The sequence below is a fragment of the Pseudomonas sp. KBS0710 genome, assembly GCF_005938045.2.
Taxonomy (GTDB): Bacteria; Pseudomonadota; Gammaproteobacteria; order Pseudomonadales; family Pseudomonadaceae; genus Aquipseudomonas.
Window position 1 is genome coordinate 2,549,255 of sequence record NZ_VCCF02000001.1, and the last position, 19,150, is coordinate 2,568,404.

Annotated in this window: 13 protein-coding genes; 7 read left to right on the plus strand and 6 right to left on the minus strand. The window is 59.3% G+C overall.

What is annotated here, in order from left to right:
• Window positions 1-150: 150 nt before the first annotated feature.
• Window positions 151-516 carry a response regulator gene (locus tag FFI16_RS11785; protein WP_138817697.1) on the minus strand — a complete coding sequence of 122 codons (366 nt, stop codon included), beginning with the start codon at window positions 514-516 and terminating at the stop codon, window positions 151-153.
• A 212-nt stretch (window positions 517-728) separates the two neighbouring features.
• Window positions 729-4,244 carry a hypothetical protein gene (locus FFI16_RS11790; RefSeq protein ID WP_138817696.1) on the minus strand — a complete coding sequence of 1,172 codons (3,516 nt, stop codon included), beginning with the start codon at window positions 4,242-4,244 and terminating at the stop codon, window positions 729-731.
• Window positions 4,245-4,511: 267 nt separating this feature from the next.
• Here FFI16_RS11790 and FFI16_RS11795 point away from each other — a divergent pair, with 267 nt between their 5' ends.
• From FFI16_RS11795 to FFI16_RS11815, 5 genes are all read left to right on the plus strand, one after another.
• Window positions 4,512-8,009: a response regulator gene (locus FFI16_RS11795; protein WP_138817695.1), complete on the plus strand. Its 3,498-nt coding sequence runs from the start codon at window positions 4,512-4,514 to the stop codon at window positions 8,007-8,009.
• Window positions 8,010-8,840 carry a protein-glutamate O-methyltransferase CheR gene (locus FFI16_RS11800; RefSeq protein WP_178112671.1) on the plus strand — a complete coding sequence of 277 codons (831 nt, stop codon included), beginning with the start codon at window positions 8,010-8,012 and terminating at the stop codon, window positions 8,838-8,840.
• Window positions 8,837-9,436, plus strand: a complete 600-nt coding sequence (locus FFI16_RS11805) for a chemotaxis protein CheB (protein ID WP_138817693.1) — start codon at window positions 8,837-8,839, stop codon at window positions 9,434-9,436. Before FFI16_RS11800 ends, FFI16_RS11805 begins: the two co-directional genes overlap by 4 nt.
• A complete protein-coding gene (locus tag FFI16_RS11810; RefSeq protein ID WP_138817692.1) occupies window positions 9,430-10,623 on the plus strand; it encodes a hybrid sensor histidine kinase/response regulator in 1,194 nt (397 codons plus the stop codon). The genes FFI16_RS11805 and FFI16_RS11810 overlap by 7 nt, the downstream gene beginning before the upstream one ends.
• A gap of 78 nt (window positions 10,624-10,701) precedes the next feature.
• Window positions 10,702-11,079 carry a response regulator gene (locus FFI16_RS11815; RefSeq protein WP_003217591.1) on the plus strand — a complete coding sequence of 126 codons (378 nt, stop codon included), beginning with the start codon at window positions 10,702-10,704 and terminating at the stop codon, window positions 11,077-11,079.
• A gap of 25 nt (window positions 11,080-11,104) precedes the next feature.
• Here the strand turns inward: FFI16_RS11815 and FFI16_RS11820 are convergent, their stop codons facing one another.
• The 4 genes from FFI16_RS11820 to FFI16_RS11835 form a co-directional block, all read right to left on the minus strand.
• Window positions 11,105-12,775, minus strand: coding sequence for an ATP-binding protein (locus tag FFI16_RS11820; RefSeq protein ID WP_138817691.1), 1,671 nt, complete (start codon window positions 12,773-12,775; stop codon window positions 11,105-11,107).
• On the minus strand, window positions 12,772-14,274 hold the full coding sequence (locus tag FFI16_RS11825) for an ATPase domain-containing protein (RefSeq protein WP_138817690.1): 1,503 nt from the start codon (window positions 14,272-14,274) through the stop codon (window positions 12,772-12,774). Before FFI16_RS11825 ends, FFI16_RS11820 begins: the two co-directional genes overlap by 4 nt.
• A gap of 163 nt (window positions 14,275-14,437) precedes the next feature.
• Window positions 14,438-15,496: a HEAT repeat domain-containing protein gene (locus FFI16_RS11830; protein WP_138817689.1), complete on the minus strand. Its 1,059-nt coding sequence runs from the start codon at window positions 15,494-15,496 to the stop codon at window positions 14,438-14,440.
• A gap of 77 nt (window positions 15,497-15,573) precedes the next feature.
• Complete coding sequence (locus FFI16_RS11835; RefSeq protein WP_138817688.1) at window positions 15,574-16,467, minus strand: bestrophin family protein; 894 nt, start codon at window positions 16,465-16,467, stop codon at window positions 15,574-15,576.
• A 227-nt stretch (window positions 16,468-16,694) separates the two neighbouring features.
• On the opposite strand from FFI16_RS11835, the gene FFI16_RS11840 reads away from it, so the two are divergent.
• Both FFI16_RS11840 and FFI16_RS11845 read left to right on the plus strand, forming a co-directional pair.
• The gene (locus FFI16_RS11840) at window positions 16,695-18,341 is read left to right on the plus strand and encodes an AMP-binding protein (RefSeq protein WP_138817687.1); all 1,647 of its coding nucleotides are present in this window, start codon (window positions 16,695-16,697) and stop codon (window positions 18,339-18,341) included.
• Window positions 18,342-18,362: 21 nt separating this feature from the next.
• Complete coding sequence (locus FFI16_RS11845; RefSeq protein WP_138817686.1) at window positions 18,363-19,130, plus strand: SDR family NAD(P)-dependent oxidoreductase; 768 nt, start codon at window positions 18,363-18,365, stop codon at window positions 19,128-19,130.
• Window positions 19,131-19,150: the final 20 nt, after the last annotated feature.

The following is a 19,150-nucleotide window of genomic DNA, read 5'->3' on the forward strand; positions in this document are numbered from 1 at the left end:
CTCTCTGACTGTCCTTGCTCACTAAGTCGTGTAGGACATGTCGTTTGAAGCTAGCAGTAAAAATCAGACTCGCTAGCTGCCCGAAGGAATTAGTTTGTTCGTGTGGGGATGTTCACGGTTTTGCGCAGGCGTAAAGCGCCGGCGTCGGGCTCAAACGGCGGGCAACATCGATTTGACCTTGGCACGCAGTTGATCAATGGAGAACGGCTTGGCAATTACCTGCATACCTGGGGGTACTTCGATGTTGTCAGCATAGCCGCTGGCGAACAGGATCGGCAGGCTAGGACGCAGTTCGCGTGCTTTGGTCGCCAACTGCTTGCCGTTCATGTCGGGCAGGCCCACATCGGTCATCATCAGGTGGATGCGCTGAGTGGTATTTTTAACAATTTCAAGGGCCTCTTCGGCGTCGGCAGCCTCAAGCACCGAGAACTCCAACTCTTCGAGTACATCGACGATCAGCATGCGCACGATGGCGTCGTCTTCGACTACAAGGATAGTGGAGGGGGCAGCGGACATAGGGAAAATTCCTGAAAAATGGAAGGGCAGGTGTCTGGCGGTTGAAAGACCGTTCTCTAATGAGTCGCGGCCATCTCGGCAAGTTCCATCGCAGGGGCATTGTGAAGGGAATGGGGGTAAATGTCGCGTTGCATACAAGGCGGGGTGCTGAGCGGGCAATGCGTCAATGACACGCTGCAAGCGGGCCATTGACGCCAGGGGTCAAGCGTAAGTCAAAGTGTGGTGTTAAACAGGGCGTAGGGGTTGTTGTAGGGCACCGTCATAACAAAGTCTCCGGCGCTGAACTCGCTGATGTTGTACTCCGGCACACCTTTGGTAATAGCAACTGGATCAAGCGTGCCCGCTGTTTTCCCGCTGTTCAAGGAGACTTCCAAGCCTTTTCGCATTGAGGCTTCGTTGGGAAAGGTTGCAAGACCGAAGTTTGGATTAAAGAAAAACCATTCCTTCTGGTTGTTTTTATCGAGGGTGACGCCCGCCAGAAGTCCATGGTTCTGAGTGCTGATCTTCAGGAGCGTAGGAGGGCTTGCAGTACTTAATCGCGCAGCAATGTTGGTATACGGCACTTGGCTGACGCGTTGAATACCGTGAAACTGTTCGCGGAGCACCTGATGCATTTCGTTCAGCTCTTTGCGAAAGGCCTGAACCTTGGTGTCGTTAGCATTCCTGGCGGCTTTGAAAAAGTTATTGATGAACGCGTCCCTACTGTCGTTTAGAATGGCCAGCGCCATAGTATTCACCAGGGCTGCACACTCACCATTGGACGCCAGGTCAGTTTGGCTGAGGTAGAAGTTCTGCGGCATGATGTAGGCCTTGCCACCTTCGGCCAGTACTTCCGCTTCAAACGTCTTGAAGCTGTCAAGACTCTGGATCGCCATGCGCTTTTCTATCTCTTTGGCCAATGTGCCGATTGCTTCGGGATTCCCAGCCTTGCTGACGGCCAGGCTTTTTATCTCCGAGACCCTCATGCTCGAGTGATAGCCTGGGATATTGTCTATAACCCCGGAAAGACCTCGAGCGTAAGCAGCGGGATTGCTTTGTTGCGCTGCCTGTAAGGCTTGCCTGAACTGATCGCCGGTCGCCGTTGGTACGGGAGCGACATAAGTGGCCAGCCAATCTATGAAGTTGTTGTTTATTTCACCGTTAGCCGCGACGGTTGCAGGTTTGAAGTCGGTCAGCCCTGTACCATACGGTTGTTGCGTGACAGGGTTATAGCTATACCACTTGCCCTTTTGAAACACCGCGGCCCCTTCAGCAGTCCGCCCTGCAAGTTTGAAAGTACCCGTCGCCACTATGCCGTGGCTTTTACTTGCGGTCTTGAGCGCGCTGATAGCTTCTGCACCTTTGGACAACAGGTAGTTGCCGCCTTTACCTAATAGCTTGATGCCTCCAACCGCCAAATCACCCAAGCCACTCACGGGGTTGAGCACGCCGAGCGTCGCGGCGCCGATAATCCGCACGGACTTTAACCCCTTGGCGCCTGCGGAAAGAGCAGAGCCGCCAACCTTGATCAGTTTTCCGGCGGTGGCGGCACCGGCACTCAGGAATCCGAAGATATCCAGTGTCAGGTCGAATATTCCATCGCCATAGTTGCCTTTCTGAAAGTTGATGACAGCTGACCTGAACGGAATCAGATTTAACAAAAAATCACTGAGTGGTTTTGGCCCACCCTGCAATTTATCCAGGGTAGTCTGGCCGCGCGCCTGTTCTTTTATCGCGGGGTCGTCAAGTTCAAGGTGTTCGGCAAACACTGTGCCTATGCGATAGGAACGCCCGCTATTGAAGCTATCCAAGGGGCCGTCATTTACCGGTTGCTGCAGGCTGAGACTACTGCCGGCACTCCCGAGGTTGACCTGATTGACGGTAAATACCCTGTTAGCATTCCTGGGCTTGGGTTCCGTGATCCTGGACAGCGGCGCCCCTTCAATCGTGCCGCGGTTGAGGTCGATTTCGTAAGTAGTTATCTGGCCCTCTAACTCAACCTTGACCAACAGTTGCGGTTCATTTTTATCCGGCGTGCTGCCCCAAAAGCCGGTTGACAGCCTGGATGAACCTTCATAAAAAAACTCGAGCTTTCCGAATTGGAATTTTTTTCGGTCCTCCAAGGGAAGTTGGGAGATCATGTGCTGAACGGTTGTAGCGACCGCATCCTTTTTTTCAACGATTGCGCGTGCAAATTGCTGATCGAACGCCTCCCGGACGCCAAAACTTGGGTTACTGTTCAAGGTTTCCAATGGGACACGCGGGTCAGTTGACATAAAGGGGCGCGGATTCGGCATGTCCATCATCGCGATGTCCAATAGCGAATGCATGCCGCCCAGCCCGACTTGACCAGGCTCCCCGCGATACTGGTCTGTACCGAGCACCTTCAGGTCGAAAAGCTCTCCGAGGTCGCCAAATCGCTCGATGAGCTTGGCCCGCGCAATACCTTCTCGCGTGGGTAATGCTTGGTCCAATGCCTGGCTGGCAACCAGCCGCTTGCTTACCTGTCTGTTGAATTCATCCTTGAGGGTATTGAGTTGTTCGGGGCTATAGCTGTCATCTGCATTTGTGACGAATACACCGTTGGCAACTCCCCAATCCACCAGTGCGCGGGCCTGAGCGTGCGCATTCGCAGCCGATGGTGCACATTTTTGGGCATCGCACATGACCTCAGCAAAGGTCATATTGGCAACGGTACCTGGTCGTTCGGCTTCGATAGCCGCGGCCGCAACCGTCAGGTTGAACCACGCCACGCTGCCGATCTTTACACTGTCGGGAACATCTTTAATCAGAAACTGCGGCGCTACCCTGGACAGCAACAGATGGGTAGCGAGTTTGACCGTGCTGGAATTGGCGCGACCATTTTTTTCAAGATGACGGCTCAAACACGGCACAATCTCCGAGGGTGGCTGCCCCCAGTGATCCTGGGCATGCAGAGGCCATTCGGCGATTTTGTTGCGCTCAGGTGACCTGAGTGACTCGGGGTCGAGCCCCAGGTGAATCGCTGCTAATACGTAGTCATAAAGGCTGGTGTCCGTGGCTGCGCCCTGCAGGTGGGCCTGCAAAGCCTGGCCGAGTGCTAGCGCCTTGGGTGAGTCGAGCAGCTTTTGTATCGCCACGGTCGGGTCTTGCAAGTCGCTTTGGCTGACCGAACTGCCGCTGAGCAAATAGGTCAGGACGCCGTTGCCATAGGGTGGCAACGGCAAACCTGGCAACCCAGTTGTGTCGGATTTGAGGAAGCTGCGAATGCTGTGTTGATCCGCCTGCGCCATGGGAATTGGCCAGGTGAGGGCGCCACCGAAATCACCCAGGGGATGCTGCGAGGCCTTTTGCTCCAACTTCTGCACGAGTGCCGCCACTTCATCGACAGTCCGCGGCAGCTCAAAGCCCAAATGCGTGATAACTGCCGCCAAGGTTTGCGCTGCGGGCTGCACGTGGGCGTACGCCGAATCTTTATGGGCCGTCAGACGACAATTGTTCAGCCCGAATGAGACATTGTCCGGGGTAACGGGCTTGCCATACGTGCGGGTATCTAGGCCCCGCAGTTGGTCGGCCAGGTTGCGCAGGTTTCGCTGGTCTGCCAGCAGTGTGCGCAAGGTGGCGGGAGTAGGTGTTTGAACCGAGCGTGGGGAATCCAAGGCGGTAGCCGTGGAAGTGTTTAAGGCGGCTTTCGCAACAGGTGCGGGAGCTTCGACGACAAAAGCGCTGGGGTTGTCTGCCAGTGTACGGGTAGGGGCGGTTATACTCATTTGGGTTACCTAGGCGGGTCAAAAAAGACGCCCTCCAAAAGATCTTCCGTGTTCCTGAGGCGCCGTCCTGAGTGCCGGAAACCTTCATCGACGTTCCGCCGCATCTGTATGCATGTGTGTAAGTGGCCTGATGAAACTTGCCCGAATTGGCGCGAAACTCACTCCCGGCCCGTAGGCAAGCGCTTCAAACCAACGCACAAAACATAGCCTTACCCCCTGATATTCGGGCAAACTCCCCCTTTTTCCGCACTTGGCCAAGGCATGCCCATGACTCCCGCGTCGTCCGTCGATGAAAAGAGCTTCCGTACCCTGCTGAGCCGAAACGTGGCGTTGCCGTTGGGCGTTGGCGTACTCAGCGCGGTGTTTTTCGTCTGCCTGATCACTTATTTGTTGTCGGTGATTCAGTGGGTGGAGCACACCGACCGGGTCATCAATAACCTCAATGAGTCGTCCAAGCTGACGGTGGACCTGGAAACCGGCTTGCGCGGCTTCCTGATCACCGGCGACGAGCATTTCCTCGACCCTTACGAAGTGGCCAAGCCGCGGATCATTGGTGATTTGCGCAACCTGCAGGAGCTGGTGGCGGACAATCCGCAGCAGGTTGATCGCCTCAAGCGCCTGGAGTCGATGCAGTACGAGTGGAACAAGTACGCCCAGTCGATGATCGACTTGCAGCGCAGCAGCGGTGACTACCGTGCGGCGGTGAAGGCCGGCCGGGGCAAGAGCTTGACCGACGCGATTCGCAACGAATACGCGGATGCGGTGGCGATGGAGCAAGCGTTCCGCGTATCGCGCAATGCCGACGTGACCCGCACAACGATTATCAGTGTGACCTTGTACCTGGCCTTTGTGCTTGGGTTGAGCGGTTTTCTGGCTTATATAGGCAGAAAAAATTTAATCGCACTTTCAAATAGTTACAGTGCAAACCTCGCGTCACAACAGAAGATCGCGCGGCGCCTGGAACAACAGGCCTGGCTGCGTAACGGCCAGACCGAATTGGCCGAACAGGTGCTCGGCCAACTGACCCTGAACATGCTCGGGCGCAATATCCTGCAGTTCTTTGCCCAATACATGGGCTCGGCGGTCGCGGCGTTATACGTGCGCGAAGAGCACGGCGGCCTCAAGCGTGTGGCCACCTACGGTTTCTCCCGTGAGCAGGAGCAAAAAGAGCAGGCGATCTACAGCGACGAGGGCATCGTCGGGCAGGCCGCCCAGCTTGATCGCCTGATTCGTCTGGACGATGTGCCGGTGGATTACTTCAAGGTCAGTTCCGGCCTGGGCGAAGGTTCGACCCGCAGCGTGCTGGTGGTACCGACCAGCGACGATGATCGCGTCAACGGCGTGATCGAACTCGGCTTCCTGCGCCCGTTGGATGAGCGTGACGTCGAGCTGTTGGAGCTGATTGCCGGCAATATCGGCACTTCCATCGAAGCCGCCCGCTATCGCCAGCGCCTGCAGGAAGTGCTGGCCGAAACCCAGCAGCTCAACGAAGAGCTGCAAGTGCAGCAGGAAGAACTCAAGACCGCCAACGAAGAGCTCGAAGAGCAGTCGCGTATCCTCAAGGAGTCCCAGGCCCACCTGGAAACCCAGCAGGCGGAGCTTGAGCAAACCAACGAGCAACTGGCCGAGCAGACCCAGACCCTGGCCGAACAGCGCGACGCCATGGACCGCAAGAACGTTCAGCTGAACCAGGCCCAGCTGGAGCTGGAAGACCGCGCCGATGAGCTGCAGCGCTCCAGCAAGTACAAGTCCGAATTCCTCGCCAACATGTCCCATGAGCTGCGCACGCCGCTCAACAGCTCGTTGATCCTGGCCAAGTTGCTGGCCGAGAACCCCCAGGAAAACCTCAGCGCCGAACAGGTCAAGTTTGCCGAGTCGATCTATTCGGCGGGCAATGACCTGCTGAACCTGATCAACGACATCCTGGATATTTCCAAGGTCGAAGCCGGCAAGCTGGAGATGCGCCCGGAAAACTCCAGCGTGGCACGCCTGGTCGATGGCCTGCGCGGGATGTTCGAGCCGCTGGCGGCTGACCGCAAGCTGGGCTTCCAGGTGGACATTCAAGCGGATGCGCCGCCGATGCTGTTCACCGACCGCCAGCGCCTGGAGCAGATCCTCAAGAACCTGCTGTCCAACGCGGTCAAGTTCACCGAGGCCGGTGATGTCAGCCTGTCGGTTTCCCGTGCGCCAGGCGAGGGCGTAGCCTTTACCGTGCGCGATTCGGGCATTGGCATCGCGCCGGACCAGCAGGAAAGCATCTTCGAAGCCTTCCGCCAGGCCGATGGCACCACCAACCGCCGTTACGGCGGCACGGGCCTGGGCCTGTCGATCTCCCGTGACCTGGCGACCTTGCTCGGCGGCTACATCAGCGTGACCAGCGAGCCGGGCAAGGGCAGCGTGTTCACCCTGGTGCTGCCGGAGCAGTATGTAGAACGTGAGGAGGGCGCCGCGCCAGTCGAGGCGCCACGCCAAGTGGTGGCGGCGCCTGCACCCAAGCCGATAGCGGTCTCGCCGTTGCCGGTGGCCGATGCCAAACAGATCCCGCGCTTTGCCGATGACCGTGACAAGGCGCCGTTCGCCACCCGCTGCATCCTGGTGGTGGAAGATGAACCCAATTTTGCCCGCATCCTCTTCGACCTCGCCCACGAACTGGGCTACCACTGCCTGGTCGCCCACGGCGCAGACGAAGGCTATAGCCTGGCCGAGGAGTACATCCCGGACGCGATCCTGCTGGACATGCGCCTGCCTGACCACTCCGGGCTGACCGTGCTGCAACGCCTCAAGGAACACGCCAATACCCGTCACATTCCGGTGCATGTGATCTCCGTCGAAGACCGCGTCGAAGCGGCCATGCACATGGGCGCCATCGGTTATGCGGTGAAGCCGACCACCCGCGAAGAGCTCAAGGACGTGTTTGCGCGCCTGGAGGCCAAGCTGACCCAAAAGGTCAAGCGCGTGCTGCTGGTGGAAGACGATGACCTGCAGCGCGACAGCATTGCCCGCCTGATCGGCGACGATGACATCGAAATCACCGACGTCGGCTACGCCCAGGCCGCGCTGGACCTGCTGCGTACCAACATCTACGACTGCATGATCATCGACTTGAAGTTGCCGGACATGCTCGGCAATGAGCTGCTCAAGCGCATGGCCACCGAGGATATCTGCTCGTTCCCGCCGGTGATCGTCTACACCGGGCGCAACCTGACCCGCGACGAAGAGGCCGAGCTGCGCAAGTACTCGCGCTCGATCATCATCAAAGGCGCGCGCTCACCTGAACGCTTGCTGGACGAAGTGACACTGTTTCTGCACAAAGTCGAATCCCAGCTGTCCCATGACCGCCAGAAGATGCTCAAGACCGCCCGCAGCCGCGACAAGGTCTTCGAGGGGCGCAAGATCCTGTTGGTGGACGACGATGTGCGCAACATCTTCGCCCTGACCAGCGCCCTGGAGCACAAAGGCGCCGTGGTGGTGATCGGCCGTAACGGCCGTGAAGCCATCGACAAACTCAATGAAGTCGACGATATCGATCTGGTGCTGATGGACGTGATGATGCCGGAGATGGACGGCTATGAAGCGACAGCCTTGATCCGCCAGGACCCGCGCTGGAAGAAACTGCCGATTATTGCGGTGACGGCCAAGGCCATGAAGGACGATCAGGAACGCTGCCTGGCGGCGGGCTCCAATGATTACCTGGCCAAGCCAATCGATCTGGACCGGCTGTTCTCGCTGATTCGCGTTTGGCTACCGAAGATGGAACGCATTTAAGTGGAGCGAAGTTTTTTGGATAAAAGCAGCGATATTGAGCTGCGCCTGCTGATCGAGGCGATTTACCTCAAGTACAGCTATGACTTTCGCGACTATTCCGGTGCGTCGGTCAAACGGCGTGTGGCGCATGCCTTGCGCCAGTTCGACTGCGCCACCATTTCGGCGTTGCAGGAACGTGTGCTGCACGACCCGTCGGCGTTTATGCAGCTATTGCAATTTCTGACAATCCCGGTGAGCGAGATGTTTCGCGACCCGTCGCACTTTCTGGCGATCCGCCGGGAAGTGGTGCCGCTGCTCAAGACCTACCCATCGATCAAAATCTGGATTGCCGGCTGCAGCACGGGCGAGGAGGTGTACTCCATGGCCATCCTGCTGCGTGAGGAGGGCTTGCTTGAGCGCACTATCATCTACGCCACGGACATCAACCCGGCGTCCCTGGACAAAGCCAAGCAAGGGATTTTCTCCCTGGAGAACGTGCGTGCGTACACCGCCAATTATCAGCAGGCCGGTGGCCAACGTTCATTTGCCGACTACTACACAGCGGCTTACGATTACGCGATCTTCGACAAGACCTTGCGTGAGAACGTGACGTTTGCCGACCATAGCCTGGCAACGGACAGCGTATTCTCAGAAACTCAATTAATTTCATGTCGTAATGTATTGATTTACTTCAATAAAAAACTTCAGGATCGAGCGTTTGGGTTGTTTCATGAGTCGCTGTGTCATCGCGGCTTCCTGGTGCTTGGCAGTAAGGAAACCCTGGATTTTTCCGCCTACAGCAAGCAATTCGAACCCTTGGTCAAACAGGAACGGATCTACCGAAAATCATGAGTAGCGCCGCAACACACCCGCCGCGCGGGATTGAAGCCATCGTCGTCGGCGCCTCCGCCGGCGGCGTTGAGGCGTTGCTGAGTATTTTTGGCGGGTTGCCGGACACATTCGGTTTGCCGATCATTGCGGTATTGCACCTGCCGGACGAGCGCCGCAGCCAATTGGCCGAAGTCTTTGCGCGGCGCTTGAGCATTCCGGTGCATGAAGCGCGCGACAAGGAAATGATTGCGCCAGGCACCCTGTACTTTGCCGGCCCCGGTTATCACCTGTCGGTGGAAAACGATCGCAGCCTGTCGATGAGCCAGGAAGACCGCGTGCACCATTCCCGGCCCGCCATCGATTACCTGTTCGCCTCGGCTGCCGATGCCTATGGCAAGGGCCTGCTGGCGATCCTGCTGACCGGCGCCAACCAGGACGGCGCGCGTGGCCTTGCCCATGTCAAGCAATCGGGTGGCACCACCGTCGTCCAAGACCCCTCAGAAGCACGCATTGCCGTGATGCCCCTGGCGGCGCTGGCCTTGCACACACCTGATCATATTCTCACCTTGAGCCAGATTGGCTCACTGCTGGCTTCCCTGGAATCTTCCCCATGTTAAGTACTGTCCAGGCCAAACTGCTGATCGTCGACGATCTGCCGGAAAACCTGCTGGCCCTCGAAGCGCTGATCAAGCGCGAGGATCGCCAGGTCTTCAAGGCATTGAGCGCCGACGAGGCCTTGTCACTGTTGCTGGAGCATGAGTTCGCCATGGCGATTCTCGATGTGCAGATGCCCGGCATGAACGGTTTCGAGCTGGCCGAACTGATGCGCGGCACCGAAAAGACCAAGAACATCCCGATTGTGTTCGTCAGCGCCGCCGGCCGCGAACTCAACTACGCCTTCAAAGGCTATGAGAGCGGCGCGGTGGATTTCTTGCACAAGCCGCTGGATATCCACGCGGTGAAGAGCAAGGTCAATGTGTTCGTCGACCTGTACCGCCAGAGCAAGGCCATGAAACAGCAGGTCGAAGCCCTGGAGCGCAGCCGCCGCGAGCAGGAGCTGCTGCTGACGCGCCTGCAGGCCACCCAGGCCGAGCTTGAGCAGGCCGTGCGCATGCGTGACGACTTCATGTCGATCGTCGCCCACGAAGTGCGTACACCGCTTAACGGACTGATTTTGGAGACCCAGCTGCGCAAGATGCACCTGGCACGGGATAACGCCGCCGCGTTTACGCTGGACAAGATGCACGCCATGGTCGACCGCGATGAGCGCCAGATCCAGAGCCTGATCCGCCTGATCGAAGACATGCTCGACGTGTCGCGCATTCGCACCGGCAAACTGTCGATCCGTCCGGCGCGCTTTGACTTGGCGCAGCTGGTGCGCAACATGGTGCAAAACTTCGCCCCGCAAGTGGCATCCGCCGGCTCAACCATGCACCTGGTGGCCGATGAACCGGTGGAGGGCAACTGGGATGAGTTCCGCATTGAGCAAGTGGTCACTAACCTGCTGACCAACGCTTTGCGTTATGGGGCCAAAAGCCCGGTGGATGTGCGGGTGTACACCGAACACGGTGAGGCACGGGTCGAGGTGCGCGACCGTGGCATTGGCATCAGCGCAGACAACCAGAAGCGTATTTTTCAGCAATTCGAACGTGTTTCGGCCAGCCATGTCGCAGCAGGCCTGGGCCTGGGCTTGTTTATTTCCGAGCAGATCGTGACCGCCCATGGCGGCACCATCGAGGTCGAAAGCCAGATAGGCGAGGGTGCGTTGTTCAGGGTGTGCCTGCCGCTTGGCGAGCCGCAATGAAATCAATCGTCACCTCGACGCAACCTCTGCGTGACCCCATGGTCGTACTTGCAGCAACTGACCGGACAAAGGCTTCCCATGAGTGAAGATGCACAAGATGTCGTACTGATCGTCGAAGACGACGAATCCATTATGTTCGTGCTCGGCGAATACCTGGCAGGCCTGGGCTACCGGGTGCTGAAGGCGATCGATGGGGAGCAGGCCTTCGAGATTCTCGCCACCAAGCCGCACCTGGACCTGATGGTGACGGATTACCGCCTGCCGGGCGGGATTTCCGGGGTGCAGATCGCTGAGCCTGCGATCAAGCTGCGACCTGAATTGAAAGTGATCTTTATCAGCGGTTACCCGCAGGAAATACTCGACTGCAACAGCCCGATCACGCGCAATGCGCCGATCCTGGCCAAGCCGTTTGATCTGGATACCTTGCAAGAGCATATCCAGCGCCTGTTGGCCTGAAGCACCAGGGCTGCCTCGCGCAGCCCTATTGCTTGATCATCTCGCGCACCTTGGCCGTCAGCAGGTCGAAGGTGAACGGCTTGGTGATCAGCTGCATCCCCGGGTCCAGGAACCCGCCGCGCACCGCCGCGTGCTCAGCGTAGCCAGTGATAAACAATACCTTCAGTTCCGGGCGCAATTGCCGGCCGATTTCTGCCAGTTGCCGCCCGTTCATGCCGGGCAAGCCCACATCACTGATCAACAAGTCAATGCGCTGATCTGACTCGATAATCGGCACAGCTGTGTTGGCATCACCCGCCTCGACAAAGGCATAGCCCAACTCCTTGAGCACCACGCTGACCAGTACGCGCACGGCCGGATCATCCTCGACAATCAAGACGGTCTCGCCTGCATTGGCGAACGGCAGCAGTGCCGGGTTGACGGCAACGTCCGCGATGCGTTCACCCATAAAACGCGGCAGGAACAGGCTGACAGTGGTGCCCTTGCCAACCTCACTGTGGATGGTCACATGCCCATGGGATTGCCGGGCAAAGCCGTAGATCATCGACAGGCCCAGGCCGGTGCCCTGGCCGATCGGCTTAGTGGTGAAGAACGGGTCGAAGACACGGCCCAGCAAGCTTTCCGGAATACCGCAGCCGGTGTCACTGACGCTCAGCTCCACGTAATCGCCGGGCAGCAAGGTGCCATAGGCGGTGGTGAACACGTTGTCCAGGTGGCGATTGGTGGTCTCCACGGTGAGGCTGCCACCCGTGGGCATGGCATCGCGCGCGTTGATCACCAGGTTGAGCAGGGCGCTCTCCAGCTGATTGGGGTCGGCCTCGGCGGTCCACAGTTCATCGGTGAGGCGCATGTCCAAGGCAATGCTTTCGTTGATACTGCGTTGCAACAGTTCGCCCATGGAGCTGACCAGCTGGTTGATCTCTACGGGCTTGGAGTCCAGCGACTGGCGGCGTGAGAAGGCAAGCAGTCGATGAGTCAGGCCGGCGGCGCGGTTGGCCGACGTCACACCCAGGTCAATCAGGCTGTCCAGATCGTCCAGTTTTCCACGGGCAACCCGCCTGCGCAGCAGCTCCAGGCTGCCGATAATGCCGGTAAGCATGTTGTTGAAGTCGTGAGCGATACCGCCGGTCAACTGGCCGACAGCCTCCATTTTCTGTGACTGGCGCAGGGCTTCTTCGTTATTGCGCAGTTGCGCCGTGCGTTCTTCGACCTGCTGCTCAAGGGTCTCCAGGGTGCTTTGCAGGCGCCGTTCGCTCTCGCTCAAATCAACCAGGCGGTCACGGGCCTCGTATTGGCGGCGTCGCCCACGCAGCGCGGCGCTCACCAGGCTGATCAAGGTCACCGGATGGAAAGGGCGTTCCAGGAATGTCACGTTGCCCAGCAGGCCGCTGAGGTGGGATGAGCCGTTCTGTTCACTGCCGCCATGGTGGGTCATCAGCACGATGGGCAAGTCGGACCAGGCCGGCTGCTCGTGCAGGTAGTGCAACAGAGGTTCCATATCCACACCGCGCAGGGCTTCGGCGGCAATCACCAACATGCCGGCGCCTTGCTCAAGTGCTTGGCAGAGTTCAGTCAGGTTAGCGGCAACCATGCCGGTGTAGCCGGCTTCATTAAGCATCATCAGCGCCAGGGAGCCGTCACGGCCCAATGGCGCGAGGATGATTGCGCGCTCGGAGACGGGAGTAAGGCCGGTCACACGCCCTCTTCCTTGAGCAGTGGGGAACCGGCGCCCATATACGTTGGGATACCGCGTAGCACGCCCTGGAAGTTGTCCAGAGGCTCGCCCACCGTCAGGCCATTGCTGGCGATGCGGTATTCGCGAATGGTCGATTCGTGGGTGCCTGTGCGTTTCTTGATGATCGAGATGGCTCGGCGCACCTTGCCGAGAGCTTCGAAGTAACGCAACAGGATCACGGTGTCGGCCAGGTAGGTAATGTCGACGGGAGCCTGCATGTCACCTACGAGCCCATGTTGAGCCACCGTCATGAACGTCGCCGCGCCGCGACGGTTCAGGTACAGCAACAGCTCGTGCATGTGCAGGATCAGCGCATTTTCTTCAGGCATCGCCGCCTGGTAGCCGTTGATACTGTCGATCACCACGGTTTTGATCCCGCGCTCATCGACACAGCGCCGCACGCGGTGGGAGAACTCGCCGGGTGACAACTCGGCAGCGTCGACTTGTTCGATCAGCAGGTTGCCGGTGTCTTGCAGCGCAGCGAGGTCGATGCCCATGTTTTTCATGCGCTCGAACAACAGGCCCAGCTCTTCATCGAAAATGAACAGTGCGGCTTTTTCGCCACGGGCGACAGCGGCGGCGGCAAAGATCATCGAGATCAATGATTTGCCGGTACCGGCCGGGCCGAGGATAAGCGTGCTGGAGCCGGTTTCGACGCCGCCGCCCATCAAGGCGTCCATTGCACGGATGCCGCTGCTCAAGGTCTGGCGCACGTAACCGCCACGGTGCTCGGCGGCTACCAGGCGCGGGAACACATGGATGCCGTCTGCCATGATGGTGAAGTCGTGAAAGCCACCACGGTATTTCTGTCCACGGTATTTCACCACGCGGATGCGGCGGCGTTCGGCGCCGTAGCTGGGCGTCAGTTCTTCCAGGCGAATCACGCCGTGGGCCACGCTGTGTACAGTTTTATCCAGGGATTCGGTGGTCAGGTCGTCAAGCAGCAGGACGGTGGCGTCGTAGCGCACAAAGTAATGTTTGATCGCCAGGATCTGGCGGCGATAGCGCAGCGAGCTTTGCGCCAGCAGGCGGATTTCCGAAAGGCTGTCGATTACCACGCGGGTTGGCTTGACCCGTTCCACCACTTCAAAAATCTGCCGGGTGGCTTCACCCAGTTCCAGGTCGGAGGAGTACAGAAGGCTTTGCTGGTGATTGGCGTCGAGCAGGCTTTCTGGTGGGGTCAATTCGAAGATGTGAATATTGTCGTCCAGGTCCCAGCCGTGGGACTTGGCGCCCTGGCGCAACTCGCGTTCGGTTTCTGACAGGGTGATGTACAAGGATCGCTCACCGTTTTTCGCGCCGGCTTGCAGGAAGTGCAGCGCTACGGTGGTTTTCCCGGTGCCAGGTTCGCCTTCCAGCAGGAACAGGTGGCTGCGTGATAGCCCTCCGGAAAGAATGTCGTCAAGACCTTCGATGCCGGTGGCCGCCTTTTCACTGAACAGCTCTTTGGATGTAGACAAGAAGTGCCCTCGGGTCACGTACAAGTAAGGGGAGGCGCGTCACCTTGGGCGCGCCATATTTACTTGACCGTAGCGGTTTGTGGCGGTTCAACCTGTCGTATAAATCGTAGTGAATTCGCGGCCAGTTCCCACAGAAGAGCAGAGCTGCATGGGGTGTACTTGGCTAAAGCCCCTGCTGCAACGCCGGATCATCCGGATTCTGCTGCTCCAACTGAGCCAGTAACACCTGCACATTCTGCAACTGCCCGGTTTCTTTCCAATAGCTGACCAGCAACACACGCGCCTTGCGATTAGCCGGATGCCGCTGGACGATTTCCTCCAACTGACGCTGGGCCGCGTCCACTTCTTCCTGGGCATGCAACGTAGTGGCGAGGTCGAAGCGGTAATCCTGATTGTCCGGCTCAAGCTCTACGGCCTTGGACAGCCCAAGCAGCGCGTACGGCCGCTCCCCATGGTGCAACAGCCACATGCCCAGGGCGTGTTGCAGGTAGGCCGACTCTGGATGCGCCGCCAACTGCCGCGCCAGCAACTGGCGGGACTCGTCGGTCTTGCCCTGTTTATCGAGCAATTCGATCTGCGCCACCACGGCTTGCAGGTTGTCCGGCTGCAGGCGCATGGCCTGCTCCAGCGCATGTTGCGCGTCCGGCAGCAGGGCGCTGTGGATATACAAGCGCGCCAGCTGAATCCAGCCCTCGGCGGTTTCCGGTTCAGCCTTGAGCTTTTTCACAAACTCATCGAGCACTTGCTGCAAAGGCCCGAAATACAGGCCCAGGGTATCCGGCGACAGGCCGAGCAAGGCATTGGCGGCAGCAAAGCGTACCTCTTGTTCTGGGTCATCCAGCGCCGGGCCAAGCAGCAAAGTGCGTTGGCCGCTGGGCACCAGCCCGACAATGCTGTGAATCGCCGCCTCGCGAACTAACGGCGACTCATCCGCCAGGTCTTTATCCGCCAGCTTCAGCGCTTGGGGGCTCGGGTAATTGGGCAGTTCGGCGTGCAATGCGGCGCGACGTTCCGGCGACAAGTCTGGTCGACCGAGCTGTTGATACAGCACACGGGCGGCGCCTGGTTCACCGTTGCGCGCCTGTTTCAGCGCCTTGGCATAACCATGGGCAATCGCCGACGGCACGGCCACCGGGGTGGAGCGGGAGAAATACCAAGTGACCAGGACAAGCAACAACAGGGCGCACAGGCCGATGATGGAGTAACGGCGTGACTTTGACATGCAGGCGTCCAAAAGCTGGGGGCAGCTATCGCAAAGCCTCAAGCTTCGGCCAGACCACGACGAGTGTCAAACCCGCATCAGTCCAGCACGTATTCGACCGGTTCCAGGGCAGACGGCAGGTCGCTTTCACCCAGGGCTGCAAGGATTTCGCGCTCCAGTGTGCGCACGATGGCGTTGCAGGGCAGATCGTTCTCGTCAAAACCGAACGGGTCTTCCAGATCATCACCGATTTCATCCAAACCGAAGAACGTGTAGCTGACGATGGCGGTGAACACCGGCGTCAACCAGCCCAGCGGCTCGGCCATGGCGAATGGCAAAAGAATGCAGAACAGGTAAATGGTGCGGTGCAGCAGCAAGGTGTAAGGGAAGGGCAGTGGCGTGGTTTTGATCCGCTCGCAGGACGCCTGTACCAGGCTGAGGCTGACCAACCGGGTTTCCAGCTGGGTGTAGCGCCATTCACTGATCACGCCCTGTTCGGCCAGCTGCGAAAACCGCGCGCCCAGTTGTTGCAGCACGTGGTCGGGAAGATTGGGATGCGCCCGGTCAACCGCTATCCAGGGTGTGATAACGCGGGCTTCATCTTCACGGCGCAGGTGCGCGACCAGGCCGTGGGCAAACCCGCACAATCCACGCAACAGGCTGGCGCGCTCGGGTGAGTCGCCCAGCACTTGGGTTTCGCGAATCAGCGAGCGCACCTCGATGATCATCTGCCCCAGTTGCTTGCGGCCTTCCCACCAACGGTCATAGCAGGCGTTGTTGCGAAAGCTCATGAAGATCGACAACGACAGCCCGAGCAAGGTGAACGGTGTGGCATTGACCTTGGAGAAGTAGGCCGGGTGCAGGGTCTCCACCAGCACGATCACCGAGGCCAGCAGTGTGACCAACAGGCTGCGCAAGGCGATGCGCTTGGCAATCGAGCCTTTCAACGAAAACAGGATACCCACGAGGTTGGGTTTAGGGCGGACGATCATCGGCAGACGGCTTCTTTGGTGGCGCAGGCCTAAAGATTAGGAGTTCGCACCCGCAGCGTCCAATCACTGCGGCTGACCGGCTGATAAGCCGGATCAATGATTGGCCAAACCAGTCAGCCAAGTTGAAGGCTTTGACCATTGCCGCCACAGCGCTCTAGAGCGACTATTTCAGCGATTCTCGTCGTGAAAAATGTCCTGAAAATAAAAACACACAAGGATTTGGAACCATGCGTGAGTATTTGGCTGCCACCACTGCGTTCGATTACCAGCACACCGTCAACGCCGCCTTGTCCGGCAACCTGCAAGCCCTGAATGCCTGTGTGGAGTGTTGCGACCGCCATGCGCTGCCGGGGCGCATCGCGTTGTTTTGGGAAGGCAAGGACGGGCGCAGCGCCACCGTGACCTTTACCCAATTGCAGGACCAGGCCGCGCGTTTCGCCAATTTCCTCCTGGCCCAGGGCGTGCAACGCGGTGACAAGGTGGCGGGCCTGCTGCCGCGCACGGCAGAGTTATTGGTAGTGGTGTTCGCCACGTGGCGTATCGGCGCGGTTTACCAGCCGCTGTTTACCGCCTTCGGGCCCAAGGCCATCGAGCATCGGCTGAACAGCTCCGGCGCCGTACTGGTGGTCACGGATGCGGTCAACCGCCCCAAGCTCGCAGACGTGGAAGGCTGCCCGACCATCGTCACGGTGGCCGGGGACAAGGGCGAAGGCATCGTGCGCGGCGACTATAGTTTCTGGGCTGAACTGCCGAATTATTCAAACACCTGCGAGCCGGTGCTGCTGGGCGCAGAAGACCCGTTCCTGCTGATGTTCACCTCGGGCACCACCGGCCCATCAAAAGCGCTGTCGGTGCCGCTCAAGGCCATCGTTGCGTTCCAGAGCTACACCCGCGACGCGGTGGACTTGCGCCCTGAAGATGCCTTTTGGAATGTCGCCGACCCGGGCTGGGCCTATGGCATCTATTTCGGCGTGACCGGGCCGCTGTCCATGGGCCACCCGATTACCTTCTACGATGGGCCCTTCACCCTGGAAAGCACCTGCCGGGTCATCAATAAGTACGGAATTACCAACCTCACCGGTTCGCCGACCGCTTACCGCCTGCTGATCGCTGGTGGCGAGCAGTTCGCGCGCGCCATCAAGGGCAAGCTGCGTATCGTCAGCAGCGCCGGCGAGCCGCTGAACCCGGAAGTGATCCGCTGGTTCGGCGATAACCTGGGCGTGGTCATTCATGACCATTACGGCCAGACCGAACTGGGCATGGTGCTGTGCAACCACCACGGCCTGGCGCACCCCGTGCACGTTGGCTCGGCGGGCTTTGCTTCACCGGGCCACCGCATTGTGGTGCTCGATGATGAGTACCAGGAACTGCCGGCGGGCCAGCCGGGCATTCTCGCCATTGACCGTGACCAGTCGCCGATGTGCTGGTTTGCCGGCTACGACGGCGTCAAGACCAAGGCATTTGTCGGCAAGTATTACCTCAGTGGCGACACCGTGGAGCTGAACCCTGATGGCAGCATCAGCTTTGTCGGGCGCAGTGACGATGTGATCACCACGTCCGGCTACCGTGTAGGGCCATTCGACATCGAAAGCGCACTGGTCGAACACCCGGCCGTGGTCGAAGCCGCCGTCGTCGGCAAGCCGTGCCCGGAGCGCACCGAACTGGTCAAAGCCTTTGTAGTGATCAACGAGCAGTACCGCGCCACGCCGGAACTGGCCGAGGAACTGCGACTGCACGTACGCAAGCGCCTGGCGGCCCACGCTTATCCACGGGAAATCGAATTTGTCAGCGACTTGCCCAAGACCCCGAGCGGCAAGCTGCAACGCTTTATTTTGCGTAATCAGGAAATTGCGAAGGCACAGGCCATCGCCTGATCCACTTTTAAGGAAACAATGATGCAGATTGAACACAAGGTATTCCTGGTCAGCGGCGGTGCTTCGGGCCTCGGCGCGGCCACCGCTGAAATGCTCATCGGCGCCGGTGCCAAGGTGATGCTGGTCGACCTCAATGCCGACGCCGTAGCGGCCAAGGCCAAGCAACTGGGTGACAACGCCCGCAGCGCCGTGGCCGATATCAGCCAGGAAGCCGCCGCCGAAGCGGCCGTACAAGCCGCCGTCGCAGCCTTTGGCGGCTTGCACGGCCTGGTCAACTGCGCCGGTGTGGTACGTGGCGAGAAGATCCTCGGCAAGAACGGCCCGCACGCGTTGGCCAGCTTTGCCCAGGTGATCAACGTCAACTTGATCGGCAGTTTCAACCTGCTGCGCCTGGCGGCTGCGGCCATTGCTGAAACCGAAGCAAACGCCGACGGCGAGCGTGGCGTGATCATCAACACCGCCTCGGTGGCTGCCTTTGACGGGCAGATCGGCCAGGCAGCGTATGCCGCCTCCAAAGGCGCCATCGCCAGCCTGACCTTGCCCGCGGCTCGCGAGCTGGCGCGCTTTGGCATCCGCGTGATGACCATTGCCCCGGGCATTTTCGAAACACCGATGATGGCCGGCATGACCGCCGAAGTGCGCGATTCCCTGGCCGCTGGCGTGCCATTCCCGCCGCGTTTGGGCAAGCCGGCCGAATACGCCGCGCTGGTACGCCACATCATCGAAAACAGCATGCTCAATGGCGAGGTGATCCGTCTCGACGGCGCCTTGCGTATGGCCGCCAAGTAAGGAGAACACCCATGAACGAG